The organism is Cupriavidus sp. 05T42 (assembly GCF_056396345.1).
The window spans coordinates 179,101-205,359 of record NZ_JBFTLH010000008.1; the positions used below are offsets into that span (position 1 = coordinate 179,101).

25 protein-coding genes are annotated in these 26,259 nt (G+C 68.7%); 5 read left to right on the forward strand and 20 right to left on the reverse strand.

Annotated features, from left to right (window positions below; translation table 11 throughout):
• Window positions 1-16: 16 nt before the first annotated feature.
• From AC1EJR_RS13400 to AC1EJR_RS13440, 9 genes are all read right to left on the reverse strand, one after another.
• The gene (locus AC1EJR_RS13400; protein WP_092291917.1) at window positions 17-250 is read right to left on the reverse strand and encodes a Fis family transcriptional regulator; all 234 of its coding nucleotides are present in this window, start codon (window positions 248-250) and stop codon (window positions 17-19) included.
• Window positions 247-1,323: a tRNA dihydrouridine synthase DusB gene (dusB, locus tag AC1EJR_RS13405; RefSeq protein WP_092291919.1), complete on the reverse strand. Its 1,077-nt coding sequence runs from the start codon at window positions 1,321-1,323 to the stop codon at window positions 247-249. Before dusB ends, AC1EJR_RS13400 begins: the two co-directional genes overlap by 4 nt.
• 196 nt (window positions 1,324-1,519) lie before the next feature.
• Window positions 1,520-2,803, reverse strand: a complete 1,284-nt coding sequence (locus AC1EJR_RS13410; RefSeq protein ID WP_477147191.1) for a UbiH/UbiF/VisC/COQ6 family ubiquinone biosynthesis hydroxylase — start codon at window positions 2,801-2,803, stop codon at window positions 1,520-1,522.
• Window positions 2,739-3,278, reverse strand: coding sequence for a hypothetical protein (locus AC1EJR_RS13415; protein WP_255370716.1), 540 nt, complete (start codon window positions 3,276-3,278; stop codon window positions 2,739-2,741). The genes AC1EJR_RS13410 and AC1EJR_RS13415 overlap by 65 nt, the downstream gene beginning before the upstream one ends.
• A complete protein-coding gene (locus AC1EJR_RS13420; RefSeq protein WP_092291923.1) occupies window positions 3,275-4,681 on the reverse strand; it encodes an aminopeptidase P N-terminal domain-containing protein in 1,407 nt (468 codons plus the stop codon). The genes AC1EJR_RS13415 and AC1EJR_RS13420 overlap by 4 nt, the downstream gene beginning before the upstream one ends.
• Window positions 4,682-4,789: 108 nt before the next feature.
• Window positions 4,790-5,539, reverse strand: a complete 750-nt coding sequence (gene murU, locus AC1EJR_RS13425) for an N-acetylmuramate alpha-1-phosphate uridylyltransferase MurU (RefSeq protein WP_477147232.1) — start codon at window positions 5,537-5,539, stop codon at window positions 4,790-4,792.
• 5 nt (window positions 5,540-5,544) lie between these two features.
• A complete protein-coding gene (locus AC1EJR_RS13430) occupies window positions 5,545-5,868 on the reverse strand; it encodes an AzlD domain-containing protein (protein WP_092291925.1) in 324 nt (107 codons plus the stop codon).
• A complete protein-coding gene (locus AC1EJR_RS13435; protein ID WP_477147233.1) occupies window positions 5,865-6,542 on the reverse strand; it encodes an AzlC family ABC transporter permease in 678 nt (225 codons plus the stop codon). Before AC1EJR_RS13435 ends, AC1EJR_RS13430 begins: the two co-directional genes overlap by 4 nt.
• 89 nt (window positions 6,543-6,631) lie before the next feature.
• Complete coding sequence (locus AC1EJR_RS13440) at window positions 6,632-7,678, reverse strand: aminoglycoside phosphotransferase family protein (RefSeq protein WP_441591711.1); 1,047 nt, start codon at window positions 7,676-7,678, stop codon at window positions 6,632-6,634.
• 178 nt (window positions 7,679-7,856) lie between these two features.
• Between AC1EJR_RS13440 and AC1EJR_RS13445 the strand changes: the two genes are divergently transcribed.
• The 5 genes from AC1EJR_RS13445 (at window position 7,857) to trpS (ending at window position 14,904) form a co-directional block, all read left to right on the forward strand.
• Window positions 7,857-10,334 (forward strand): LPS-assembly protein LptD, encoded by a 2,478-nt coding sequence (locus AC1EJR_RS13445; RefSeq protein WP_477147192.1) that lies wholly within the window; start codon window positions 7,857-7,859, stop codon window positions 10,332-10,334.
• A 9-nt stretch (window positions 10,335-10,343) separates the two neighbouring features.
• Window positions 10,344-11,855 carry a peptidylprolyl isomerase gene (locus AC1EJR_RS13450; RefSeq protein ID WP_454756816.1) on the forward strand — a complete coding sequence of 504 codons (1,512 nt, stop codon included), beginning with the start codon at window positions 10,344-10,346 and terminating at the stop codon, window positions 11,853-11,855.
• Between the two features lie 30 nt (window positions 11,856-11,885).
• The gene (pdxA, locus tag AC1EJR_RS13455; RefSeq protein ID WP_092291935.1) at window positions 11,886-12,941 is read left to right on the forward strand and encodes a 4-hydroxythreonine-4-phosphate dehydrogenase PdxA; all 1,056 of its coding nucleotides are present in this window, start codon (window positions 11,886-11,888) and stop codon (window positions 12,939-12,941) included.
• 18 nt (window positions 12,942-12,959) lie between these two features.
• Entirely contained in the window at window positions 12,960-13,805 is an 846-nt protein-coding gene (rsmA, locus tag AC1EJR_RS13460) for a 16S rRNA (adenine(1518)-N(6)/adenine(1519)-N(6))-dimethyltransferase RsmA (RefSeq protein ID WP_092291937.1), read from the forward strand.
• Between the two features lie 61 nt (window positions 13,806-13,866).
• A complete protein-coding gene (gene trpS, locus AC1EJR_RS13465; RefSeq protein WP_477147193.1) occupies window positions 13,867-14,904 on the forward strand; it encodes a tryptophan--tRNA ligase in 1,038 nt (345 codons plus the stop codon).
• 46 nt (window positions 14,905-14,950) lie between these two features.
• On the opposite strand, the gene AC1EJR_RS13470 is transcribed toward trpS, so the two are convergent.
• The 11 genes from AC1EJR_RS13470 to ybeY all read right to left on the reverse strand — a co-directional run bounded on the left by AC1EJR_RS13470 (window position 14,951) and on the right by ybeY (window position 26,257).
• Complete coding sequence (locus tag AC1EJR_RS13470; protein ID WP_092291941.1) at window positions 14,951-15,856, reverse strand: DMT family transporter; 906 nt, start codon at window positions 15,854-15,856, stop codon at window positions 14,951-14,953.
• Between the two features lie 9 nt (window positions 15,857-15,865).
• The gene (gene gloA / locus AC1EJR_RS13475; RefSeq protein WP_092291943.1) at window positions 15,866-16,273 is read right to left on the reverse strand and encodes a lactoylglutathione lyase; all 408 of its coding nucleotides are present in this window, start codon (window positions 16,271-16,273) and stop codon (window positions 15,866-15,868) included.
• A 92-nt stretch (window positions 16,274-16,365) separates the two neighbouring features.
• Window positions 16,366-17,241: a M48 family metallopeptidase gene (locus tag AC1EJR_RS13480; protein ID WP_092291945.1), complete on the reverse strand. Its 876-nt coding sequence runs from the start codon at window positions 17,239-17,241 to the stop codon at window positions 16,366-16,368.
• On the reverse strand, window positions 17,238-17,999 hold the full coding sequence (locus AC1EJR_RS13485) for a lysophospholipid acyltransferase family protein (RefSeq protein WP_092291947.1): 762 nt from the start codon (window positions 17,997-17,999) through the stop codon (window positions 17,238-17,240). The genes AC1EJR_RS13480 and AC1EJR_RS13485 overlap by 4 nt, the downstream gene beginning before the upstream one ends.
• A gap of 15 nt (window positions 18,000-18,014) precedes the next feature.
• Entirely contained in the window at window positions 18,015-18,611 is a 597-nt protein-coding gene (gene gmhB, locus AC1EJR_RS13490; RefSeq protein WP_092291949.1) for a D-glycero-beta-D-manno-heptose 1,7-bisphosphate 7-phosphatase, read from the reverse strand.
• Window positions 18,612-18,624: 13 nt separating this feature from the next.
• On the reverse strand, window positions 18,625-20,748 hold the full coding sequence (gene glyS / locus AC1EJR_RS13495) for a glycine--tRNA ligase subunit beta (protein ID WP_477147194.1): 2,124 nt from the start codon (window positions 20,746-20,748) through the stop codon (window positions 18,625-18,627).
• Window positions 20,749-20,783: 35 nt separating this feature from the next.
• The gene (locus AC1EJR_RS13500; RefSeq protein WP_441591719.1) at window positions 20,784-21,434 is read right to left on the reverse strand and encodes a hypothetical protein; all 651 of its coding nucleotides are present in this window, start codon (window positions 21,432-21,434) and stop codon (window positions 20,784-20,786) included.
• Entirely contained in the window at window positions 21,431-22,396 is a 966-nt protein-coding gene (glyQ, locus tag AC1EJR_RS13505) for a glycine--tRNA ligase subunit alpha (RefSeq protein ID WP_092291953.1), read from the reverse strand. The genes AC1EJR_RS13500 and glyQ overlap by 4 nt, the downstream gene beginning before the upstream one ends.
• Before the next feature lie 499 nt (window positions 22,397-22,895).
• Window positions 22,896-24,515, reverse strand: a complete 1,620-nt coding sequence (gene lnt / locus AC1EJR_RS13510; RefSeq protein ID WP_477113354.1) for an apolipoprotein N-acyltransferase — start codon at window positions 24,513-24,515, stop codon at window positions 22,896-22,898.
• Entirely contained in the window at window positions 24,512-25,396 is an 885-nt protein-coding gene (locus AC1EJR_RS13515) for an HlyC/CorC family transporter (protein WP_092291957.1), read from the reverse strand. The genes lnt and AC1EJR_RS13515 overlap by 4 nt, the downstream gene beginning before the upstream one ends.
• A 120-nt stretch (window positions 25,397-25,516) precedes the next feature.
• Window positions 25,517-26,257: an rRNA maturation RNase YbeY gene (ybeY, locus tag AC1EJR_RS13520; RefSeq protein WP_477147195.1), complete on the reverse strand. Its 741-nt coding sequence runs from the start codon at window positions 26,255-26,257 to the stop codon at window positions 25,517-25,519.
• Window positions 26,258-26,259 lie beyond the last annotated feature (2 nt).

Consider the following 26,259-nt stretch of genomic DNA (forward strand, 5'->3'; position numbering starts at 1 on the left):
GGCTTGGGGGAACGCTTCAAAGTAAACCGTGTTGCTGCAGCTTCTTGCGCAGCGTGTTGCGATTGATGCCGAGATAGGCGGCCGCCAGCGACTGGTTGCGCTCTGCGCGCGCCATCACGGCTTCCAGCAGGGGCCGTTCCACGGCCTCCAGCACCATGTTGTACATATTGGACGGCTCTTCGCCGTCCAGGTCGCGAAAGTAGGTATCCAGGCTGTCCCGGATGCATTGATCGATGGCGTTGCGGCTCATGCGGCAAGCAATTCCTTGTTCTTGTTGTTGTTGTCGGCGTTCTTATCTTGGCCTTCGGCCGTGGCGTCGCCGTCTTCCACATAGACCAGGCGGTCGGAAATCGCCGCCTGCTCGTCGAAGAAGGCGTTCACGGCCTCCAGCTGCGCCGTGGTGGACTCCAGCGTGTTCATCCGATGCCGGAACAGGTTCGCGCCCTTGAGGCCGCGCGTGTACCAGGCAATGTGCTTGCGCGCGGTGCGCACGCCGGTGAACTCGCCGTAAAACGCGTAGTGGTCGGCCAGGTGATGGTTCATGATCGCGCGGATCTCGGCCACCTCGGGCGACGGCAGCATCTCGCCCGTCGCCAGGAAGTGTTCGATCTCGCGGAACAGCCACGGCCGGCCCTGCGCCGCGCGGCCGATCATGATCGCGTCCGCGCCGGTGGCGGCCAGCACCTCGCGCGCCTTCTGCGGCGACGTGATGTCGCCGTTGGCCACCACGGGAATCCGGATCGACTGCTTGACCGCCGCAATCGTCTCGTACTCGGCCTCGCCGTGGTACAGGTCCGCGCGGGTGCGCCCGTGGATCGTCAGCATGCTGATGCCGGCGTCTTCCACCAGGCGCGCCACGCGCAGCGCATTCTTGTGCTCGCGGTCCCAGCCGGTGCGGATCTTCAGCGTCACGGGCACGCGGTCGCCCACGGCACCCACCACGGCCTCGACGATGCGCACCACCAGCGGCTCGTTCTGCAGCAGCGCCGACCCGGCCGCCACGTTGCAGACCTTCTTGGCCGGGCAGCCCATATTGATGTCGATGATCTGCGCGCCCCGGTCCACGTTGTAGCGGGCCGCCTCGGCCATCATCCCCGGCTCGGCACCGGCAATCTGCACCGAGATCGGCTCCACCTCGCCCGCGTGGTTGGCGCGGCGCATGGTCTTCTCGCTCTTCCAGAGCTGGGCGTTGGACGCCACCATCTCGGACACCGCGTAGCCCGCGCCCAGCTGCTTGCACAGCTGGCGGAACGGCCGGTCCGTCACCCCGGCCATGGGGGCGACGAACAGGTTGTTGCGAAGACGATGCGGACCGATCTGCACGATAGGAATAGCGAATGGAACAGGCGCACGTGACGGTTTTGCGTCACATGGCGCGTTCGGTAAACGGGTACTGGGGGAAGGCGCGAGGGCKGGATTTTACCGCCAAACGGACCGGGTTGCCCAAGAAATGAGCAAATATCATGGATGAGGGGGCGGGCCGTGCCTGCGTGGCACGGTGCCCGCCCCCCACGAGGGATCAGCGGCGCGCGCCGTACATCATGTGGCGCGCCAGCGCGTCCTTGAGCGGCGCCACGCAGGCCAGCGCTGCCAGCGACGCCCCGCGCGCATGGGCCGCCAGCGGCCCGCCGATGCCGAAGACACGCGGCAGCAGGTCGGTCACGCCGATGGTCATCGCCCGGTCCACGCGGTGGCGGCCGGCGAAGGCCTGCAACGCCTGCGGCGTGCAGCCGGCGCGCAGCGAGTCAGCCAGTGCGAAGGCATCGCGCAGGCCAAGGTTCAACCCTTGTCCGGCCACCGGATGCAGCGTCTGGGCGGCGTTGCCGACCGCCGCGATGCGGCCATCGACGGTCACCGGCGCCGCATTCAGCCCCAGCGGGAACGCGTGGCGCTTGCCCACCAGCGTGAAGCGGCCCATGCGCGAGCCGAACGCCTCGCCCAGTTCCGCGGMGAATTCGGCATCGGACAGCGCGAGCCGCCGCATGGCCGTATCGGGCGGGCAGCACCAGACCATCGCATAGCCGGCAGTGCCGTGTTCGTCATGCGGCAGCAGCGCGAGGGGCCCTTCCTCGGTGAAGCGCTCCCAAGCCCAGCCTCGCCGCGGTTGCGTACACGTCACATGGCCGATGATGGCCGTCTGCTGGTAGTCGCGCCGCCGGGAGGTTTCGGCGCTGCGCGCCAGCCGCTGCGTGCGCTGGTGGAACAGTCCGCCTTCGGCCTGCACGGCGAGGCGCGCCGTGACCGCCATGGGCAGCCCGACCTGATCGGCATGCGAGGTGCCGGTMAGCCGCACCAGCGCGGCATCTTCCTGCCGCTCGGCCTTGGTGTCCTGCGCGATGTCGTCGATGCGCGTCTCGAACTGGCGCGCCAGGCGGCCCGGCGCGGCGTCCGCGGCACGAGCCAGCGCGCGTTCCAGCGTCTGGCACAGGTCGCCATAGCGCACGACATAGCCGAGCGCCGGCACGCCGTAGTCGTCGTGATGCAGTTTCACGTGGCCAAAGCGCCCGCGCTGCGACACGTGAATGTGCTCGATAGGTTGCACCGGCATCGGCCACGCGCCAATCTGCTCGAGCAGCTGGCGGCTGCCGTGCGACAGCGCAATCGCCCGGGGGTCCCGCGCGGCGCGGGCCGGCGTGGCCGCATCGATCAGCACGATCCGCCACGGCGTGGTGCGCAGCAACTGCGCCGCCAGCGCCAGGCCGACGGGCCCGCCGCCGACGATGGCGATGTCGAACGGATCAGGGCTGGGCGCCGGACTGTGGCTGGGACTGGGAGTGGTGCTGAGGGTCACGGGGCTTGTCATCAGGAGCTTCCTCGCCGGATTGGGCCGTATCGGCCGCATTCGCCGCATTCGCCGCGGCACGCTTCCACAGCACGGCATCCGTGCGCGACTTGCCGGCGGCGGCATCGCGCAGCGCGTTGTCGAGCTTCTGCTGGTGGAAGCCGGGCAGGGCCTGGAGGTGCGCCACCAGCGCATCGCCGTTGGCGGCGTCCAGCGGGGCCACGCAGCCCTGCTTGCTCTCGGCGTCGCCGGCCAGGATCAGCCAGGCGGCGCCGGTCCACGGCGCGCGGTCGGAAACGCGCACGATCACGCGTTCCAGCGCGTCCCAGGCGAGTTCCTCGCGCTGGCCGTCAGGACGATGCACGACCAGGCGGTCGTCATACAGATTGATCACGAACGGCTCGCCCGGCACCACTTGCCGCGCTGCTGCGGGCTTGCTGGAATGCGTGTGTTGCGTGCCGCCACCGCTGAACAGCTTGCGGAGCAGGGTCTTCATCGTGCGATGTCTCCCAGGTTGTCGCGCATCAGCGCTTCGATGTCATCGGCCTTGACCGGCACGCCGCGCGTGAGCAGGTCGCAGTCGCCGGCGGTGACGACCGCGTCGTCCTCGATCCGGATGCCGATATGCCAGTAGCGCTCCGGCACGTCTTCAGCCGGGCGCACGTAAATACCAGGTTCGATGGTCAGCACCATGCCGGGTTCCAGCGGCCGCCACGGCCGCTCGCCCTCATGGCCGGCGGGCAGCGGGCCCGGCGCGCGGTACTCGCCCACGTCGTGCACGTCCATGCCCAGCCAGTGGCCGGTGCGGTGCATATAGAAGCGGCGATAGCTGCCGCTGGCCAGCACGTCGTCGAGCGTGCCTTCCTTGTTGCGGTCGAGCAGGCCGGTGTCGAGCATGCCCTGCGCCAGCACCTTCACGGCGGCGTCGTGGGGCACGTTGTACGGCACGCCGGCGCGCGTCTCGGCGATGGCGGCGTCCTGCGCGGCCACCACCAGGTCGTACAGCTCGCGCTGGGCGGGCGAGAAGCGGCCCGAGACCGGGAAGGTGCGGGTGATGTCCGACGCATAGCCGTCGAGTTCGCAGCCGGCGTCGATCAGGCACAGGTCGCCATCGCGCAATTCGGCCGGGCCGGCGCGGTAGTGCAGCACGCAGGCGTTCGGGCCGGTGGCCACGATCGAGTTGTAGGCCACGCTCTGCGCGCCATGGCGACGGAATTCGTAGAGCAGTTCGGCTTCGAGGTGATATTCGCGCAACCCGGCCCGCGAGGCGCGCATGGCCCGCACGTGCGCCTGGGCCGAGATCTCGCCCGCGCGGCGCATGATCGCCACCTCGCCGGCGTCCTTGAACAGCCGCATTTCGTCGAGGATAGTGCGCACGTCGAGCGCGGCGGACGGTGCGGCCACGCCGGCGCGGCCCTGCATGCGCACGGCGTCGAGCCAGCCGCGCACCTTCAGGTCCGTCTCGGCCGAGGCGGCCAGCGGGTAGGCCACCTGGGCGCGATTGGCCAGCAGCGGCGGGAGCAGGGCGTCGATTTCCTCCACCGAGTGCGCCTCGTCCAGGCCGAACGCGGCGCGCGCGCCTTCCGGGCCATGGCGGAAGCCATCCCAGATCTCGCGCTCCTCGTGCTTGGGGCGGCAGAACAGGATGCTGCGGTCCGCGCCGGGGCCTTCCCCGGGCGCGCCGGCCACCAGCACCAGCACCGCCTCGGGCTCGGTGAAGCCGGTCAGGTAATAGAAATAGCTGTCGTGACGATAGGGATAGTCGCTGTCACGGTTGCGCATGGCCTCGGGCGCGGTGGGCACGATGGCCACGCCGCCGCCGCCGGCGCGCAGATGTTGCAGCACGCGGGCGCGGCGGTCGCGGCAGGCGCCAAGCAGGGCGGAGTCGGGTGCGGACATGGAGTGGGTGGCGAGGTGGCGAGGTGGCGAGGTGGGGAATGATGCCGATTCTAAACCCGTCGGCGTGCGGGTGGCCCCGCTGGGAGCCTGGCTGGTGGCGCGGGCGCCTCAGGCGCCGCCGGTGCCGGTGGMGGGCACGCCCAGTTCGGCGCGCAACTCGGTATCCAGCGCGGCCAGCTGCGCCGGCGTGCCGACGTTCTCCCAACGGCCGTCGAAACGTTCGCCGGTGGCATCGCTGCTGGCAATCGCTGCGCGGTAATAGGGCGTCATCGCCACTTTCTGACCCGGCGCGATCTCGCGGAACAGGCGCGTGTCGTACAGGCCGATATTGCCGAAGGTCAGCGGCACGGCATCCCCCGCATCATCGGGCAGCCGCAGCAGGCCGTCGGCGCCCAGCGCGAAGTCCCCGCGCGGGTGGAAGGGCGGATTGGGCACCATCACCAGGTGCATCATCGGTCGCTCCGCACCGGCCATGGCGCGGGCGCGCGGCAGCAGCGCGGCGTAGTCGAAGTCGCAGAAGATGTCGCCCGACACGGCCAGGAAGATCTCGCCGGCGTCAGGGTTCGGCGTCAGTAGCGGCAGGGCCTTGGCGATGCCGCCAGCCGTCTCCAGCGCGCTGCCTTCGGCCGACCAGTGCAGGCGCACACCGAAGCGCGAGCCGTCGCCGAGCGCCGCTTCCAGCTGCTCGCCGAGCCAGGCATGGTTGATGACGATGTCGGTCAAGCCGGCGCGCGCCAGCGCCTCGATCTTCCAGACGATCAGCGGCTTGCCGCCCACGCGCAGCAGCGGCTTGGGGCAGGTATCGGTCAGCGGACGCATGCGGTCGCCGCGTCCCGCCGCGAAGATCATCGCTTTCAGGGTGTTCACAACCAATACTCCAGGGCGATCAGCGTGGCCATGCCGCCGGCAATCGTCCAGCCCACGCTGCGCGTGTAGGCGGCGATGACGATGGCCACCAGCCCGGCCACGAGCCGGGTGTTATAGGGGCTCAGGTAGAGCGCGCCGTCGTGCATCAGCAGGTCCGGGGCGATCAGCGCCGAGAGCATCGCCGCCGGCACGAACTGGAGCGCGGTGCGGAACCAGGACGGCAGCCGCACGCGGCCTTCCACGGCGATGAACGACAGCCGGATCAGGTACGTGGCCAGCCCGGCGCCCAAAAACACCCACAGCAAGGTCATCGGATTCATGCCGCCGGCTCCTTGCGCGGGCTGCGGCCCGGCGTGGGGTGCCCGCGCCCGAGCAGCAGCATGCCCGCCGCGATACCGCCCAGCGCGGCCACCATCAGGCCCAGCTTGTGCGGCAGGCCGAAGCAGGCCACCGCCAGCGCCGTGGCCACCAGCGCGGCGGCCACGTGGGCGCGGTGCTTGAGGTTCGGCACGATGATGGCGATGAAGGTCAGCGGCAGGAAGAAATCGAGCGGCCAGTCCTGCGGCACCTGCGCGCCGACCAGCACGCCGGCCAGCGTGGAGAGCTGCCAGCTCGACCACAGCGAGAAGCCGGCGCCGAAGTAGAACCAGTGGCGGTAGCKCGCCCGCTCGCCGGTATCGCCCAGGCGGCGCGTCATGGCGGCGAAGGCCTCGTCGGTCAGCAKGTAGGCCACCAGCGCCTTCCAGCGGCGCGGCAGCGGTGCCAGCGACGGGGCGATCGTGGCCGAATAGAGCGCGTGGCGCAGGTTGACCATCGCCACGGTGAAGGCGATCACCAGCGCCGGCGTGCCGGCCGCCCAGAGTTGGGTCAGGATCATCTGGGAGGCGCCGCCGAACACGATGGCGCTCATCGCGCAGGCCAGCCAGGCGGGCATGCCGGCATTGACCGCCAGCACGCCATAGATCAGGCCGAACGGCACCACGCCTAGCAGCATCGGCGCCAGCGCGCGCACGCCGGCCCACCATTCCCCGCCACGGGTGACCGGCGCGGGGCTGGGCGATGCAGGATCAGCGGGGGCGGCGCTCAAAACGTGAACCCGGCGGGGCGCTCGGTGCCTTCCAGGGCATCGAGCAGCCGCACCAGCTTGCGCAGCTCGGTGTAGCGGCCGGCCACGTTGCGCGTGTACTTGAGTACCAGCGGCAGGTTGGCGAGGTAGCCGTCCTTGCCATCCCGGTGGTACAGGCGGGCGAAGATGCCGAGCACCTTCAGGTGGCGCTGCAGGCCCATCCACTCGAAATCGCGGTAGAAGGCGCCGAAATCGGCGTTCAGCGGCAGCCCGGCCTTGCGCGCGCGCTCCCAGTAGCGGATCAGCCAGTCGAGCTGCTGCTCTTCGTCCCACTCTATATAGGCGTCGCGCCAGAGCGAGACCGCGTCATAGGTGGCCGGGCCGATCACGGCGTCCTGGAAGTCCAGGATGCCGGGGTTGGCGCCATCGGGCAGGACCATCAGGTTGCGCGAGTGATAGTCGCGATGCACGTAGACCTGCGGCTGGGCCAGGTTGTTGGCCAGCACGGCGTCGAAGACTTCGCGCAGGTCGGCCTGCTGGGCGTCGTTCAGCGTGGCGCCCAGGTGGCGGCCCACGTACCACTCGGGGAACAGGTCCAGCTCGCGCTGGAGCAGGGCGCGGTCGTAGGCGGGCAGCGTGCCGGGGCGGGTGGCCAGCTGGATCCTGACCAGCGCGGCGGCGGCGTCGTCATAGAGGCCGCGCGCGGACGAGGCGTCCAGCTTCGACAGGTAGGTCTGGCTGCCGAGGTCGGCCAGCAGCAGGAAACCCTGCGCCAGGTCCTGGGCCAGCACGGTGGGCACGGTCACGCCGGCCTCGCCGAACAGCCCGGCCACGTGGATGAACGGCCGGCAGTCCTCGTGCGCGGGCGGGGCGTCCATGACGATGGCCGTCGGATGGGCGGCATGGCCGGTGCGCACGCGGAAGTAGCGGCGGAAGCTGGCGTCGGCGGATGCCGGGGCGCAGGAGTCGGGGTCGATCGACCATGTGGCGCCGAGCCCGGCGACCCAACTCTTGAGCTGGGCGATACGCGGGTCGGAGGTTGGGTCGTGAATAAGTGCTGCCATGCCGGATTGGGTGGATACGATGCCCCGTATAATACCCGACCAGACCCGGGCGCCGGGTGGCCCCCGGGAGGGGCCTTTGTTGCCCCGCAGCCTGCTCCGGCAAGGGTTGGCGGGAAGTACGGAACCGTTCGCGGGACCGTTCCGCAGCCCGGCGCCGAGCCGACCGATAACCGTCCGCATGACCGAACAACAACGATCACCGCATCATCCGGCCACCCGACCGCCCGCGCTGCGCGGCCTGCCGCGGCGCATGCGTGCCGCTTTGCCGGCCAGCACCCTGCGTCCGCTCGTGCTGGCCATGGCGGGCCTGTCGGTGAGCGTGCACGCGCAATATGGCGCGGGCTCGGCCATCCCGAACATCGACATCGCCGAGCCGGCGGTCACCCAGACCCCCGAAGCCCCGCCGCCCGCGCCGGAAGCCGGCGTGCTGGTGCCCCGCCTGGACGAGGCGCCGCCGAAGGCGGCCACGGCCAGCAGCATGAACATCGCGCCGAGCTCGACCCCGTCGAACCCCAACGCCCCGGCCTATGTCTCGGGCGACAGCCTGACCGGCTTCAGCGAAAAGGGCGTGGCGCTCGAGGGCAATGCCGAGCTGCGCCGAGACGGCGCCGTGGTCAAGGGCGACAAGGTGACCTATGACCAGGACACCGACGAGGCCCATGCCACGGGCAACGTGCGCCTGTCCAAGAGCGGCACGCTGGCCGTGGGCCCCGAGGCCAAGCTGCGCGTGGAGGCCAACGAGGGCTACATGCTCTCGCCCGACTACTATTTCCACCAGACCGGCGGCGCGGGCAGCGCGGAGCGCATCGACTTCATCGACCCCGACCGCAGCACGATGAAGAAGGCGTCGTACACGACCTGTTCGCCCGACAACGCCGACTGGTACTTCAGCGCGAACCGCATCGACATCGACAGCGACCGCCAGGTGGGTACCGCCTACGGCGGCGTGCTGCGCTTCTTCAACGTGCCGATCGCCGGCGCGCCGGCGTTCTCGTTCCCGCTGAACGACGAGCGCCGCAGCGGGGTGCTGGCGCCGCTGATGGGGTACAGCTCCAAGTCGGGGCTCGACCTGACAGTGCCGTACTACTTCAACCTGGCGCCGAACCGCGACCTGACGCTCTATCCGCGCCTGCTGACCTCGCGCGGCGTGCAGCTGGGCGGCGACTACCGCTACCTCGGCGATGGCTACTCGGGCCGCCTGCGGGCCGAATTCCTGCCGGACGACAGGAAGGCCGAGCGTGACCGCTGGGCGTATTCGTTCCAGCACACCCAGCGGATCATTCCGGGCATGACGGCGTATGCCAACGTCAGCAAGGTGTCCGACGACCAGTATCCGGACGACCTGACGCGCTCGGTCTCCCAGTCCACGCTGCGCCAGTACACGCAGGAAGGCGGCGTGATCTACAACTGGCAGGACTTCACGTTCATGGCACGGGTGCAGAAGTTCCAGACGCTGCGCCCGAGCGAGCCGTCGTACGAGCGCGAGCCGCAGTTGAACGCTCGCTACACGCGTTATGACTTCGGCGGCTTCGATATCTCGGTGGAAGCCGACTACACCCGCTTCCGGATCCCGCTGACGTCCACCGGCTTCCAGCAGCCCGAGGGCAACCGCGCGTTCATCCAGCCGGTGATCAGCTACCCGATCATCCGCCCGGGCTGGTTCGTGACGCCGAAGGTGATTTTCAACGCCGCGCAGTACAACATGGACACCGGCACCAACACCACCGGCGCGCAGAACTCTTTCGGCCGCGCCATTCCCACGGTGAGCCTGGACTCGGGCATGGTGTTCGACCGCGCGGCGCCCGGCGTGAGCAAGCTGTTCGGCGTGAACTACACCCAGACGCTGGAACCGCGCCTGTTCTACGTCTACACGCCGTTCCGCGACCAGAGCCAGTTCCCGCTGTTCGATACTGTCCAGACAGACTTTGGCTATGGGCAGATCTTCAGCGAGAACGCGTTCACCGGTAATGACCGGATCGCCGACAACAACAAGCTCACGGCGGGCGTGACCACGCGCCTGATCGAGTCCGATACCGGCATCGAGCGCTTCCGCGGCACGCTGGCGCAGCGCGTGGACTTCACCGGCCAGCGCGTGCAGCTGACCGGTACATCCACAGATACCAAGCCGAGCTATTCTGACTTGCTCGCAGCTACCACGATCCAGCTGTTCCGCGGCTACTATCTCGATGCKGGCATCCAGTACAKCCCCGAGGACAACCGCGTGAATTACTCGAACGTGGCGTTCGCGTGGCGGCCGGAGTCGCGCAAGCTGGTCAACGTGGGCTACCGCTACCGCCGGCCGACCTCGGTGACCGATAACTCGGCCATCGACCAGTTCGAGCTGTCGAGTCAGTGGCCGATCACGCGCCGCACCTACGGTATTGGCCGGGTGGCGTTCGACCAGACCGCCAACCAGCTGGTCGATGCGCTGGCCGGCATCGAATACGCCGCCGACTGCTGGGTGGGACGCGTGGTATACCAGCGTTTCCGCAACACCACGCAGGGCTATACCGGCCGGTTCTTCCTGCAGGTGGAATTCCGCGGGTTGTCCAAGATCGGTTCCAACCCGCTGGACATGCTGCGTCTGAACGTGCCCGGCTACGAGCCTGTTACCGCACGTCCGGTGCCCACGTCCCAGTACGATCACTATGAATGACGGACCAAGATGAAACGTCGAGCTTCCAACGCGCTGTCCCGATCCAACCCCCTGTGGCACGTGGCGATGGCTGCCGTGCTTGCCGCGCTGGCCGCGCCAGCCGTGGCGCAGCTCAAGGCCCCGTCGGCGCCCTCGGGCAAGCCGTCACTTTCCGGTAGCGGCAGCGGCAGCGGCCGCACCTCGGGCATCTTCCTGCAGCAGCCCGCCCAGCAGGCCGTGCCGCCGAGCGAGCCGCAGATGGGCGTGCCGCAGCCGGGCCAGAAGCGCTCGCAGCTTGTCGATGAAGTGGTGGCGGTGGTCAACAACAGCGTGATCACGCGGCGCGAGCTGCTGGACCGCGCCGACGAGATCGAGAGCCAGCTGCGCGCCGCGCAGCGTGAGGTGCCGCCGCGCGCCGACCTGCTCGGCGAAGTGCTCGAGCGACTGGTGATGGAGCGCGTGCAGACGCAGGCCGCGCAGGACGCCGGCATCCGCGTGACGGACCAGGAAGTCGACCGCGCCATCGAGTCCGTGGCGCAGCAGAACCGCCTGACCGCCACCGAACTGCGCAGCCGCGTGGAAGCCAGCGGCATGAGCTGGACCAAGTATCGTGACGAACTCCGCAAGCAGGTGCAGGTGATTCGCCTGCGCGAGCGCGAGGTCGACTCCAAGGTGCAGGTCTACGACGGCGAGATCGACAACTACCTCGCCGCGCGCAAGGGCGGCGCCGCGCCGGCCGGGCCGACCGAGTACAACGTCGCCCAGATCCTGATCCGCGTGCCCGAAAACGCGTCCGACGCCCAGAAGGCCGAGCTGAAGACCAAGGCCGAGGGCCTGCTGAAGCAGGCGCAGGGCGGGGCGGACTTCGCCGCGCTGGCCAAGGCCAACTCGGAAGCACCTGAGGCGGCGCAGGGCGGCGCGCTCGGTTTCCGCGAGATCGGCCGCCTGCCGGCGCTGTTCGCCAACGCCGTGGTGGACCTCCAGCCCGGCGCACTGGTGCCCGAGGTGGTGGAGTCGGCCAACGGCTTCCATGTGATCCGGCTGATGGCCAAGCGCGCCGCGCCGGCCGCCGACCAGCCGCAGGCCAGCGAGCGCATCACGCAGACCCAGGTGCGCCACATCCTCGTGCGCACCGGTCCGAACATGCCCGAGGCCGAGGCACGCCGCCAGATGACGACGCTGCGCGACCGCATCACGCACGGCGGCGACTTTGCCGACTTCGCGCGCCGCTTCTCGCAGGACGGCTCGGCCCAGCAGGGCGGCGACCTGGGCTGGGTCTCGTCGGGCGAACTGGTGCCCGAGTTCGAGCAGGCCATGAACCGGCTGCGTCCGGGCGAAATCTCCGACCCGGTGGTCACCCAGTTCGGCGTGCACCTGATCCAGGTGATGAATCGCCGCGAGACCGAGGTGTCGGCGGAGAAGCAGCGCGACTTCGCCCGTTCGGAAGTCCGGGAGCAGAAGCTGCGCGCCGCCTATGATGACTGGGTGCGCCAGCTCCGCAGCGCGGCGTACGTGGAATACCGCATCAACCGCCAGCGCTGATCCGCCGGCGCCCCCGACCCCACCCCATCCATGCCCGACCCGCTCGCGCTAGCCATTACCACCGGAGAACCTGCCGGCATCGGCCCCGACATCACKATCGGGGCGCTGCTGCAGCTTGCCGGCAGCAATGGCAACCGCAACGGGCACTACCGCTTCCATGTGCTGGGCGATGCCCGTCTGCTGGCCAGCCGGGCCGCGGCGCTGGGCGTCGGCCACGCCTGGACGCGCCAGATCGGCGAAGGCGGGGTGGTGGTGGAGGATGTGCCGCTCGGCGTGCAGAGTGAGCCGGGCAAGCTCGACGCCCGCAACGGCCGCTACGTGCTGGCGCTGCTGGACGCCGCCATCGACGGCCTGCAGGCCGGCAAATACGCGGCGATGATCACCGCGCCGGTGCAAAAGAGCACGATCAACGACGCGGGCGTGCCGTTCACCGGCCACACCGAATACCTGGCCGAGCGCGCCGCCGTGCCGCGTGTGGTGATGATGCTGGCCGGCCCGCAGCCGGCCCACGACAACGCCATGCTGCGCGTGGCGCTGGCCACCACGCACCTGCCGCTGCGCGCGGTGCCCGACGCACTCGACATCCCGATGCTGGTGGAGACGCTGACCATCATCGATACCGACCTGCGTCGCCATTTCGGCATCGCCCGGCCGCGCATCCTGGTGACCGGCCTGAACCCGCACGCCGGCGAGAGCGGCCACATGGGGCGCGAGGAGATCGACGTGATCGGCCCCGCCCTGTCCCTGGCCTGCGATGCCGGCATCGACGCCCGCGGCCCCTATCCAGCCGACACGCTGTTCCAGCCGCGCCACCTGCGCGACGCGGACTGCGTGCTGGCGATGTACCATGACCAGGGACTGGCGCCGCTCAAGTACGGCACCTTCGGGCACGGCGTGAACATCACGCTGGGCCTGCCCTTTATCCGCACCTCGGTGGACCACGGCACCGCGCTCGACCTGGCCGGCAGCGGCCGCGCCGAGCACGGCAGCATGATCGAGGCCATCCGCAGTGCCATTACCATGGCTGGCCACGCCAACGGGCGCCATCACGACGGCAATGCCGGCGTGTGGCCCGCTACCCGCTGACCGCCAGCCGCAGACACCATGCGTTCAAACGTGCACCAGGGCCATGTGGCCCGCAAACGATTCGGACAGAACTTCCTGGTCGATGACGGCATCATCCACGGCATCGTCGGCGCGATCGATCCGCAACCGAATGACATCGTGGTCGAGATCGGCCCGGGCCTCGGCGCGCTGACCGACCCGCTGCTCGAGCGCCTGCCGCAGATGCAAGTGGTGGAGCTGGACCGCGACCTCGTGGACCGCCTGCGCCGCCGCTACAACGACCGGCTGGTCGTGCACGCCGGCGACGCGCTGGCGTTCGACTTCGGCAAGCTGCACGAGACCGGCCGCCCGCTGCGCATCGTCGGCAACCTGCCGTACAACATTTCCAGCCCGCTGCTGTTCCACCTGATGGACTTCGCGGACCAGGTGCGCGACCAGCACTTCATGCTCCAGAAGGAAGTCGTGGAGCGCATGGTGGCGGACCCGGGCAGCAAGGCCTTCGGGCGGCTGTCGATCATGCTCCAGGTGCGCTATCACATGGAACATGTGCTCGATGTGCCACCTGGCTCGTTCAATCCGCCGCCCAAGGTCGATTCTGCCGTGGTGCGCATGATCCCGTGGCCGCGCGGCGAGGATGGCCGGCTGCGCTCACCGTACCCCGCCTGCGACGCAGGTGTGCTGGGCGACGTGGTGACCGCCGCGTTCTCCCAGCGCCGCAAGGTGCTGCGCAACACGCTGTCCTTCCTGCGCGATCAGGTCGACTTCGACAAGCTCGGCTTCGACCTTACCCGCCGCGCCGAGGAAGTGCCCGTGGCCGAGTATGTCGAGCTGGCGCGCACCGTCGGCGACAGCGCCGCGCCCCGCCCCGCGCGCGGCGTGGCCTGAATCACGCAGAGTTTTCCGTTTTCCGAATTTTTTCGAATATTCCGAAGTTCCAGCGACGCTTATGACCGCCAACACGCTAACCGCGAAAACCGACCCGCGTCCCGTCATCCTGACCGGTGACCGCCCCACCGGCCCGCTGCACCTGGGCCACTTCGTCGGCTCGCTCAAGAGCCGCGTCGCCCTGCAGGACTCGCACAAGCAGTACGTGCTGCTGGCGGACACGCAGGCCATGACCGACAACGCCCACGATCCGGAAAAGGTGCGGCGCAACGTGCTGGAAGTGGCGCTAGACTACCTGGCCGTCGGCATCGACCCGGCCAAGACCACGATCACCGTGCAGTCGCACCTGCCCGCGCTGGCCGAACTGACGCTGATGTACCTGAATTTCGTCACGGTGGCGCGCCTCGAACGCAATCCGACGATCAAGGAAGAGATCCAGGCGCGCGGGTTTGGCCGTGACATCCCGGCGGGCTTCCTGTGCTATCCMGCCTCGCAGGCGGCGGACATCACCGGCTTCAAGGCCGTGCTGGTGCCGGTGGGCGAGGACCAGGCGCCGCTGATCGAGCAGACCAACGAGATCGTGCGCCGGATTAACCATCAGGTGGGTCGCGACGTGCTGCCCGAAGCCGCCGCGCTGATCCMCAAGCATGGCCGCCTGCCGGGTGTCGATGGCAAGGCCAAGATGAGCAAGTCGTTGGGCAACGCGATTCCGCTGGGCGCCTCGCCCGAGCAGATCAAGGAAGCGGTGCACCGCATGTACACCGACCCGAACCACCTGAAGGTGTCCGATCCGGGCCAGGTGGAGGGCAATGTCGTGTTCACCTACCTCGATGCGTTCGATCCGAACGTGGAGGAAGTGACCGAGCTGAAGGACCACTACCGCCGTGGCGGCCTGGGCGACATGGTGCTCAAGCGCCGTGTGGAAGGCATCCTGCAGGAGATGCTGCGCCCGATCCGCGAGCGCCGTGAGGAACTGGCGAAGGACCCGGGCTATGTGTTCGAGATCCTGCGCAAGGGCACGGCCGAAGCGCGCGAACTGACCCAGCAGACGCTGGAAGAGGTACGCGACGCGCTCGGAATGTTCTCGTTCCCGCGCTAAGTCGTTCGATGACAGGCGCCGCGAGCTTGATCGCGGTGCCTGTGCCTCAGCCCTTCCGGTTCACCAGCACGATCCCCAGCAGCACCAGCACCGCCGCCGCGCCGAAGCGCAGGCCGACGGCGTCGTGCATCAGCAGCACCCCGAAGGCTACGCCGAACAGCGGTGTCAGGAACGAAAACACCGACAGCCGCGACGCCAGGTACTGCCTGAGCAGCCAGAACCAGATCAGGTAGCTCGCAAACGCGATCAGCACCGACTGGTAGAACAGGCTCGCCACCACCATCCCGTTGACTTCCACCCGCCCGGCCTGACCCGCCGCTAGCGCCATCGCCAGCAGCAGCACCGCCGAGACCGCCAGCTGGTACAGCAGCGTCTTGCTGGCCGGGGCGCTTGAGAGCGAGCTGGCGCGCACGACGATGGTCGTGGCCGCCCAGAGCGCGCCGGCGACCACGCCCAGCGCGTCGCCGAGCAGCGTGCTGGCATGCGCCGAGGTGGCCGCGATGCCATCGACAAAGGCCAGCGCCATGCCGCAGAACGCCAGCACCACGCCCAGCCACTGGCCGCGCCGCAGGTGCTCGCCGGGCACGAAGAGGTGCAGGCCCAGCGCCGTGAAGATCGGCGCGGTGTAGAGGAACACGGCCATGCGCGAGGCCGTGGTGTGGCCCAGCCCAACGAAGATGCAGAAGAACTCGGCGCCGAACAGCAGCCCGGCCACCAGCCCGGGGCGCAGCGTGCCGTCGCGCTGCCACAGCGGCGTGCCGCGCCAGGACGCGAAGGCGAACACCAGCAGCGCCGCAATCGCCGAGCGCACGCCGGCCTGGAGCACGGCGCCCATCAGCGGCGCCGTCACCTTGATCACCACCTGTTGCAGGCCCCAGGCGGCGCACAGCAACACCATCAGGCCGATGGCCGTGCCGTCCAGCGGGCGCCGCGTCAGGGCTTGCGTGTTCATCGGGCTGGCTTACGGGCGCGACGCGTCACGCGTCGAATGCCGCTCGATCAGCTCGATCTTGTAGCCGTCCGGATCCTCGACGAAGGCGATCACCGTGGTGCCGCCCTTGACCGGACCGGCCTCGCGCGTGACCTTGCCGCCCGCCGCGCGGATGCGCTCGCAGGCCGCCGCGGCGTCCGGGGTTTCCAGCGCGATGTGGCCGTAGGCGGTGCCCAGGTCGTACTGGTCCACGCCGTAGTTGTAGGTCAGCTCGAGCACGGCCGTCTCGCTCTCGGGGCCGTAGCCGACGAACGCCAGGCGGTACTTGTACTCGGGGTTGTCGCTCTCGCGCAGCAGCTGCATGCCGAGCACGCGCGTGTAGAAGTCGATGGAGCGCTGGTAGTCGCCAACGCGGAGCATGGTGTGGAGGAGTCGCATGGGGAGCCCTTTTCTGGAATTCGTAGGATGGCGAGGCCGTATTTTAGTCCGGATGGCGGGGCCTCGCCGGCGGCTCCCCGCCTCGCCGGGCGTCAGAACGTCGGCAGCAGCTCGGGCGGATGCGCGCGCAGCTGGGCGCGGGCATCGCGGAACTCGGGAAAGATCGATTCCACTGTTTCCCAGAAGCGCGGGCCGTGGTTCATTTCCTTGAGGTGCGCCAGTTCGTGCGCGGCCACGTAGTCGATCATCGACAGCGGGAAATGCATGAGCCGCCAGTTCAGGCGGATCTTGCCGTCGGCGGTGCAGCTACCCCAGCGCGTGGCGGCCGAGGTCAGCGCGAAGCCGGTGTGGCGCACGCCGAGCTTGTCGGCGTAGATATCGAGCCGCTCCACCAGCAGGCGGCGCGCCTGGTGCTGGAGCCAGCCCTGCACGCGGTCCTTGATCTGCTGCTCGTCGGCGTGCGTCGGCAGCGCCAGGTGCAGCACGCGCGTGTCGGCGTCGAACAGCAGCGCGCCGGCCGGCGAATCGAGCTGGAGCGTGATCGGCTTGCCCAGGAACGGCAGGCTCGCGCCCTCGCGCCATTGCACCGTCGGCAGTATGCGGCGAGCCTCGCGGTGGCGCCACTCGCCCAGCTTGTTGAAGATCCAGCGCTGCTTTTCCAGGATGGCCGACTCGATATCGGTCAGCGTAACCCAGCGTGGCGCCGTGATCGACAGCCCGCGGTCATCCACCGTAAAGCCGATGGTGCGCCGCGACGAGCGCTTGAGCGCGTAGTGGAGCATGCGCTCGCCCACGTGCAGCGTGCGGCCGTTGGGCAGGGCGGGTGGCCAGGTGTCGGCCGGGGGCGTGTCCAGCGAGGGCGCCAGCAGCGCGGCATCCGCGGCGGAGGCAGCGCTGGGCGCAGCCTCCGCGAGCGGCAGTTCGAGCTGCGCGCCGGGGTTGTCGGGAGTGGGACGCAGCAGCTTCATGCGGCGGCTTCGCTGGGGTTGCGGCGATAGCTTTCGGGATCGATCCGGCGCATCTCGGCCTCGATCCACGCTTCCACTTCCTGGTTCAGCACGTCGGCGGTCTTGTTGGCCGACGAAATCGGCATGCCGATCGAGATCGTGATCAGGCCGGGGTATTTCAGGAAGGAGTTGCGCGGCCAGACGCGTCCGGAGTTGACCGCCATCGGGATCACCCAGGCGCCGGTTTCCACGGCCAGCCGGGCGCCGCCGCTCTTGTAGCGGGGGTTCTCCTGGCCGGCGCGCGTGCGCGTGCCTTCGGGGAACATGATGATCCAGGCGCCCTCGGCGAGCCGGTCGCGGCCCTGGCGCGCGGCCGAGGCGAACGCGCGCGTGCCTTCCTTGCGGTTGATATGGACCATCTTGAGCATGCCCAGCGCCCAGCCGAAGAACGGCACGAACAGCAGCTCGCGCTTGAACACGAAGCACAGCGGCTTGGGCATCAGCGCCACGTAGGCCACGGTTTCCCAGGCGGACTGGTGCTTGGAGAGCAGCACCACGGGCTTGTCGAGCATCGCGTCCATGCGCTCGCCGTTTTCGATGCGGTAGCGCATGCCGCAGATCAGGCGGCCAGCCCAGATCACGAGCAGGGGCCAGCCACGCACGAAGCGGAAGCGCCGGTCGGCGTTCATGAACGGGAAGGCGATGAAGCAGGCGCACGCGTAGGGCGGCGTGAGCACGATCAGGTACAGCGCGAACAGCAGGGAACGGATAAAGGTCATCAGTGTGGCCGGAATTCAGGGGGCGCTGGGCGCGGGTGACGAAGACGCCTTGTGGGCGGCATCGCCGGCAATCAGCCAGCGGGCGAACGCGGCCAGGTCGTCGTGGATGCGCGTGCCGGCGGGCAGGGTGCCCTTGTCACGCGTCTTCACGCCCTTGCCGGTMAGGACCAGATGGGGGATGCAGCCAACCGCCACGCCGGCTTCGAGGTCGCGCAGGGAGTCGCCCACCACGGGCACGCCGCGCAGCTCCAGGCCGAAGCGCTCGCCGATCTGCTCGAACAGGCCCGACTTGGGCTTGCGGCAGTCGCAGTTGTCGGCGGCCGTGTGCGGGCAGAAGAACACCGCCTCCACGCGCCCGCCGAGGTTGGCCAGCCCCTTGTACATCTTCTCGTGCATCGCATTCAGCGCGCTCATCTCGAACAGGCCGCGCCCGATGCCGGACTGGTTGCTCGCGATCACCACGCGGTAGCCGGCCTGGTTCAGCGTGGCGATGGCCTCGAGGCTGCCGGCGATCGGCACCCATTCATCGGGCGTCTTGATGAAGTGGTCGCTGTCGAGGTTGACCACGCCGTCGCGGTCGAGGATCACAAAGCGGGGCTGGGACTGTGGCATCGCAGGGCTCCGGTCAGGCGGCCAGCTTGGAGATGTCCGCCACGCGGTTGGCCAGCGTGTGCAGCGTGGCCAGCAGCGCAAGCCGGTTCGCGCGCAGGCGCGCGTCCTCGGCCATCACCATCACGTCGTTGAAGAAGCGGTCCACGGCGTCGCGGAGCTGGGCCAGGTCGCGCAGGGCGCCGGTGAAGTCGCCGCCGGCGAAGGCCGCTTCCACACCCGGACGCACGCGTTCGATGGCGGCATGCAGCGCGCCCTCGGCGTCTTCCTGGAACAGCGCCGTGTCGACCGTGCCGATGGCTTCGTCGGTCTTGCGCAGGATGTTCGTGATGCGCTTGTTGGCGGCGGCCAGTGCCTCGGCCTCGGGCAGCGCGGCKAAGGTGCGCACGGCCTCCATGCGGCCCAGCACGTCATGCAGTTGCTGCGGGCGCAGGCTCACCACGGCTTCCACCTCGTTGGTGGTGTAGCCCTTGTCCTTGAGGTAGCCGCGCACGCGGTCGAACAGGAAATCGGTGATGGCCTCGCGCGACGGCTTGACGGCGACGATCCCCGCGAACGCCTGCTCGGTCAGCGCCAGCAGGGTGTCCAGCGGCACCGCCAGCGGGCGCTCGATCAGCATGCGCAGGATGCCTAGCGCGTGGCGGCGCAGCGCGAACGGATCCTTCTCGCCGGTGGGCTGGAGGCCGATACCCCAGATGCCGACCAGTGTCTMGAGCTTGTCGGCCAGCGCCACGGCGGTGCTGACGGCACCCTCGGGCAGCGCGTCGCCGGCAAAGCGCGGGCGATAGTGTTCCGAGCACGCCAGCGCCACCTCGTCGGCTTCGCCGTCATGGCGCGCGTAGTAGGTGCCCATCGTGCCCTGGAGTTCGGGAAACTCGCCGACCATGTCGGTCAGCAGGTCGGCCTTGGCCAGTTCGGCGCCGCGCATGGCGGCGGCCTTGTCGACGGTCACGCCGTGGGCATTCATCGCGTCGGCGATGTGGCCGGCAATCTGCTGCAGGCGCTGCACGCGGTCCAGCTGGCTGCCGATCTTGTTGTGATAGACCACGTTGCCGAGCTGCGGCACGCGCGAGGCCAGCGTCTTCTTGCGATCCTGGTCGAAGAAGAACTTGGCGTCGGCCAGGCGCGGGCGCACCACGCGCTCGTTGCCGGTGACGATGGACTCGGGCGTCTCGGTGGCCAGGTTCGACACGATCAGGAAGCGGTTGCGCAGGTGGCCGGCGGCGTCGGTCAGCGCGAAATACTTCTGGTTGGTCTGCATGGTCAGGATCAGGCATTCCTGCGGCACGGCCAGGAAGACTTCCTCGAAGTGGCAGGGATAGACCACCGGCCACTCGACCAGCGAGTTCACTTCGTCCAGCAGCGCGTCCGGCATGACCACCTGGTCGGCGCCGGCTTCCTTGAGCAGGGCGGTGCGGATGCGCTCACGGCGGTCGGCATAGCTCGCCACCACGCGGCCCTTGTTCTCCAGCAGCGTGGCGTATTCCGCCGCGTGCGGGATCTCGAGGGTGCCTTCGGACAGGAAGCGATGGCCCAGCGTGACATTGCTGGCCGGCAGGCCGAGCACGGACACCGGCACGATCTCGGCGCCGAACAGCGCAATCAGGCTGTGCGCGGGGCGTACGAAGTGCACCGTGGTGCCGTCCGGGCGCTGGTAGCTCATCAGCTTCGGAATCGGCAGCTTGCCGATTGCCTCGTCCAGCGCGGCCTGGAGGCCGTCGGCCAGCGTAGCCCCCTTGGCGGTGTAGCGATGGAACAGCGCCTCGGCCTTGCCGTCGGAGGCACGCTCCAGCGTCTGCCAGTCGATCTCGGCCACGCCGACGGACTTGGCCAGCGCGGCCAGTTTCTTGCCGAGCGGGGCGGTGGGGGCGCCGTTGGCGTCCAGCGCCACGGAGACGGGCAGGACCTTCTCGCGCTGCTCGCGGTCGGGGGCGCTGCGGCGCACGCCGGTCACCAGTGCGGCCAGGCGGCGCGGCGTGGCGAACGGGGTCACGCTGGCGCCGGCCTCGAGCAGGTCGCGCGCGCGCAGGCCGTCAGTCAGGCCTTGCGMGAAGGCATCGCCCAGGCGGGCGAGCGCCTTGGGCGGMAGCTCTTCGGTGAACAGTTCGATCAGCAGCGAATCGGTCATGGGTTGCGACATGAATCGTATCCAACGGGTATGAAAGGCGCGCGCTGTCAGCAGCGCGGCGCGAGATTGGGTTCTACGCCAGACAGCAGCCACAGGCCGTTCTGCTGGCGGAATTGCAGCGTGGTGTAGGCGCACTGCGCCACCACGCCGGAGGCGCCACGGGCGCCGGCGGCCGGGAAGCGGGCGTCGATGCGCTGCTGGCGGCGGTCATAGCGGATCTCGTCGATCCGTCCGCCCACCCAGAAATCGATCTTCTGCGGCAACTGCGCCGCTGAATAATAGTTGCGGACGGTGCGGCGCGAGCGGCCGTTGCGCTCTTCCCACGTGGCCCACTGCAGCGGGTAGCGGATGGCGCTCTCGTAGGTGCGCAGCGGCACGCGGTGCCAGCCGAGGTCGCGCGAGCCGGACAGGTCGCACGAGAACGAGCGCACCAGCTGCGTCCACTGGTCGATGCTGGCCAGCGACGGCTTCCAGTGCCGGGCGATGGCCTGCTGGAGCGCCTGCGGGTCGGCCTCGCAGATATTGGCGAGGTCGGCCGGCAGGTACAGCGCCTGCGGCACCGGGGTGGTGGCCGCGCGGGCAGCCGCCTGCGCCGCGCCGGACGCCGCCAGCAGCCCGCCCAGCGTTGCCAGCGACACCACGGTCGCCAGCGCTGTCAGGCGCCTCGGCATGCGTGCGCCGCGCACGCGCGAGGTCATGCGCGGGCCCCGTTGCCGCACATCGGGAAGCCGAGCGCTTCGCGCGAGTCGTAGTAGGCCTGCGCCACCTGGCGCGACAGATTGCGGATACGGCCGATGTAGGCCGCGCGCTCGGTCACGGAGATCGCGCCCCGGGCATCGAGCAGGTTGAACGTGTGTGCCGCCTTGAGCACTTGTTCGTAGGCCGGCAGCGCCAGACGCACGCCGGAATCCTTCTTCTGGCCGTCTTCGGTGGTCTCGCCGCGACTGTCACCCACCTCGCCCATCAGCCGGCGTGCCTCGCCCTCGTGCTCGGAGAAATGGCGGAACAGGATCTCGGTGTTGCTGTGTTCGAAGTTGTAGGTGGACTGCTCCACCTCGTTCTGGTGGTAGACGTCGCCATAGGTCAGGCGGCGCGTCTCGCCGTTCTCGACCCACTCGGTCCAGACCAGGTCATAGACGTTCTCCACCTGCTGGAGATACATCGCCAGACGTTCGATGCCGTAGGTGATCTCGCCCGTGATCGGCTTGCAGTCGATGCCGCCGACTTGCTGGAAGTAGGTGAACTGGGTCACTTCCATGCCGTTGAGCCAGACTTCCCAGCCCAGGCCCCAGGCGCCGAGCGTGGGATTCTCCCAGTCGTCCTCGACGAAGCGGATGTCGTTCTGCTTGAGGTCCAGCCCCAGCGCTTCCAGCGAGCCCAGGTACAGGTCGAGGATGTTCTCGGGCGCGGGCTTGAGTACCACCTGGTACTGGTAGTAGTGCTGCAGGCGGTTCGGGTTCTCGCCATAGCGGCCATCCTTGGGGCGCCGCGACGGCTGCACGTAGGCCGCGCGCCAGGGCTCGGGGCCGATCGCGCGCAGGAACGTGTGCACATGCGACGTCCCTGCGCCGACCTCCAGATCGATCGGTTGCAGCAACGCGCAACCCTGCCGGTCCCAGTAGGCCTGCAGGGTAAGAATCATTTGTTGGAAGGTCAGCATAGGAAGACGAAAAAGAAAGCCGCCGGCAAGTGCACGAGCGGTCTCGTGCCAGGATTGCCAAACCCTGAATTCTATCGGGTTTTGGCCACAAGCCGACCGGAACAGGGGGCAATCCCGTACGTTGTGTCACGAAACGGGCCCCGGCGGCGGTGTCGGGCTTTCGCAACGGGTCGGGTAAATCCTGACACGCCATTCAGAACCCGCCGATAGGTGCCGATACTATTTTTGTATACAGTGGAACTACGCAGCCGCTTCACAGCGCGCTGCTCCCGGGCAGCCTCCTCAGGGGGACAACCGCTCATAAAAGGTGTSCGGGCAACAATAACTTTTGGGGATTGGTCATKACGCTACTTTCTCGCAAACCATATCTTGTCGCCCTGGCCGTGATGGCCGCCGCAGCTGCGGTATCGGTGGCGACCTCGGTCCTGGGCTAACCGCTCCGGGCCGTAAAGAAAACGGGCCCTCAGGCCCGTTTTTTTCATTGGCGAAGCTCACGCCGCTACGGGCGTGCCCGCCGCCGCGCGCCGAACGCCAGCGCAAGCACGATCAGGCAGGCCGCCAGCGCCGGCACATTGCCCCATCGCACAAAGGGGGTGAGCCCCTGCGTACCCTGCACCGTGGCCGCGAGCGTGCCGAGCTGGAAGGTCGGCAGCCGCGCCTGCACCGTGCCATCTGGCTTCACCACCGCCGTCATGCCGGTATTGGTCGCGCGCAGCATCGGGCGGCGCGTCTCTAGGGCGCGCATCCGCGAGATCTGGAGATGCTGGTCCAGGGCGATGGTGTCGCCGAACCATGCCAGATTCGTCACATTTGCCAGCATATTGGCCGGTGACGGCTGCTGGCGCAGGGTGGCGGCGATTTCCTCGCCGAACAGATCCTCGTAGCAGATGTTGGGCGCGACATGGATGCCGCGCACCGGCACCGCCGGCTGGTCCAGCCCGCCGCGCCGGAAGTCGCCGAGCGGCATCTTCATCATGTCCACGAACCAGTGGAACCCGAACGGGATGAACTCGCCGAACGGCACCAGATGGTGCTTGTTATAGCGGTAGAGCGTGGGCTGCTCCGGGCCGATGGCGAACACGCTGTTGGTGAAGTCCACCGGCGAATCGGCCCCGGCCGCGCCGAACAGCACCGTGGTGCCGGTCGATTCCATATGCCGGCGCACTGCCTGGGCGATATCGACCGGCAGTTCCTGGAGGATCACCGGGAACGCGGTTTCGGGCGTGACCACGAGGTCCGCCGGCTCCGCCGTGATCAGGTCGCGGTACAGCTCCAGCGAACGCTGGATGCCCACCGGCTCGAACTTGATGTCCTGCGCGACGTTGCCCTGCAGCAGCCGCACCGAGATTGGCTCGCCCACCGGCGTGGTCCAGGCGATGGGCGTCAGCGCGAAGCCCAGCGCGGGCAGGCCGATGACGAGGGCCAGCGCGGTGACGAGGCCATGGCGCGATGCGGTGTCCGGCGTGGCGTCCTGCGTAGCCGAGCGGCGCAGGGCGGCGCGTACCGCCGTCACCAATAGCGCGGCTACAACCGCAGCCAGCGCGGTAATGCCGTACACGCCGATCAGCGGGGCGAAGCCGGCGAGTGGCCCGTCGGTATGGGGATAGCCGCTGCCCAGCCACGGGAAGCCCGTGAAGACCACGCCGCGCAGCCATTCGCCCAGCGCCCAGGTGGCGCCGAACGCCAGCGCCGGCAGCACGCCGTGGCGTCCGCGCTGGGTCAGCCAGTGCCAGACGCCGCCCGCCAGCGCGGGCCAGATCGACAGATAGCCGGCAAACAGCACCACGGCCAGCCCGGCCATCCAGGCCGGCATCTCGCCGTAGACATGCATGCTGATATAAAGCCACCAGATGCCGGACAGGAACCAGCCCAGCCCGAACGCGTAGCCCGTGGCGGCCGCCGCGCGCGGGCGCGGGGCATCGGCGAGCAGGGCGACCAGCCCGGCCATCGACAGGATCTGCAGCCACCACCAGTCATGGGGCGCGAACGCCTGCGTATGGGCGACGCCGAGCGTCGCCGCCATGAGCAGCCGGAACACAGCGGTAGCGGACCCGGCGCGCTGGCCGGTTTGCCGGGCGCTCGCCGTGCGGGCGGCGCCGGCCTGGACTTCGCGCGTCATGCGTCGGCCACGGCCAGGTGGTCGGTCGCCTCGCGGCGCACCTGGAGCAGGTGCACCTGCCGTGCGTCGGCGCGCAGCACTTCGAAGCGGAGCGGCGGCAAAGTGATGATTTCGCCACGATGGGGCACATGCCCCAGATGATTGGTCAGCAGGCCACCCACGGTGTCCACGTCGTCATCGGGGAAGGCGGTACCGAAGGCCTCGTTGAACTGCTCGATCTCGGTCAGCCCGTGCACGCGCCAGGCGCCATCGGCGGTCGGCAGGATGTTGTCGTGGTCCTCGTCGAGGTCGAATTCGTCCTCGATGTCACCCACGATCTGTTCGAGCACGTCCTCGATCGTCACCAGCCCCGCCACGCCGCCGTACTCGTCCACGACGATGGCGATGTGGTTGCGGTTGATCCGGAACTCGCGCAGCAGGATGTTGAGCCGCTTGGACTCGGGGATGAACACGGCCGGGCGCAGCGTTTCGCGCAGGTCGAACGTGTCGTCGGTGTAATAGCGCAGCAGGTCCTTGGCCAGGAGGATGCCGATGATGTTGTCGCGGCTGCCTTCGTAGACCGGAAAGCGCGAGTGCGCCGTCTGCTGCATATAGGGGATAAACGTCTCGGGCGCGTCGGCGATGTTGACGGCGTCCATCTGGGCGCGGGGCACCATGATGTCGCGGGCGGTCAACTCGGAGACCTGGAATACACCCTCGATCATCGAGAGCGAATCGGCGTCGATCAGGTTGCGTTCATGCGCTTCCTGCAGCACTTCCAGTAGTTCGGCGCGCGTGTCCGGCTCAGGGGAAATGAAATCGGTGAGGCGTTCGAGAAGGGACCTGGGGCGATCCGCCTGCTTGTGATTGGCAGGTTTCGAACTGGGATAGGGGTCGTTCATGTCGCGGCTTAGCGCGTGGTGGAGATCGTCTGAAGCATACACTAAAAGGATTCCAGCCCCGTGACAGGGGGTGCCGTGGCGCACGCAGGTGGCGCACACGGCACTTCACAATCCTTCGCTTCAGCGATCCTCGCGCACCGGCAGGTACGGGTCGGCGTAGCCGAGCGCCTGGAGCGTCTCGGTCTCGATCGCCTCCATTTCCTCGGCCTCGCCGTCATGCTCGTGCTCGTAGCCCTGGGCGTGCAGCGCGCCATGGACGATCAGGTGCGCGTAGTGGGCGTCGAGCGGCTTCTTCTGCGCCTTGGCCTCGGCCTCCACCACTGGGCAGCACAGCACGATGTCGCCGGTCACCGGGTCGTCGGCGTGCTCCGCGTAGGCGAAGGTCAGCACATTGGTCGCGTAGTCCTTGCCGCGATAGGTGCGGTTCAGCGTGCGGCCTTCTTCCTCGTCGACGAAACGGATGGTCAGCGCGGCATCGGCGAACAGCGCCGAGCGCACCCATTTGCCGATCTGCTTGGCGGAGGGCAGGCCGGTGCGCTTGCGCACGCCATCGCCATACTGGACGTCGAGTTCGACCTCAGGCGGCGAGGCCGGGGTGCCGGTGGTGGTCACAAGTGGCGTAGCCGTCACGGCGACCGACACGGCGTCGTGGTTGTCCGGCCGCACCAGCAGGCCGGCCTGCTGGCGGGTATCGGTGTGTTCGGCCAGCAKGGCCACCACGCCGTCGGCGGCCTGGGACAGGTCCACGGTCAGGCTGCGCCCATCGGGCAGTTGCACGCGCAGCGCGTTTGCGGCGCTCTTGCGCGCGCGGCCGTCGGCATCGAACAGGATGAGGCTGGCGGCGGGAGACTTCTTGGTCAAGA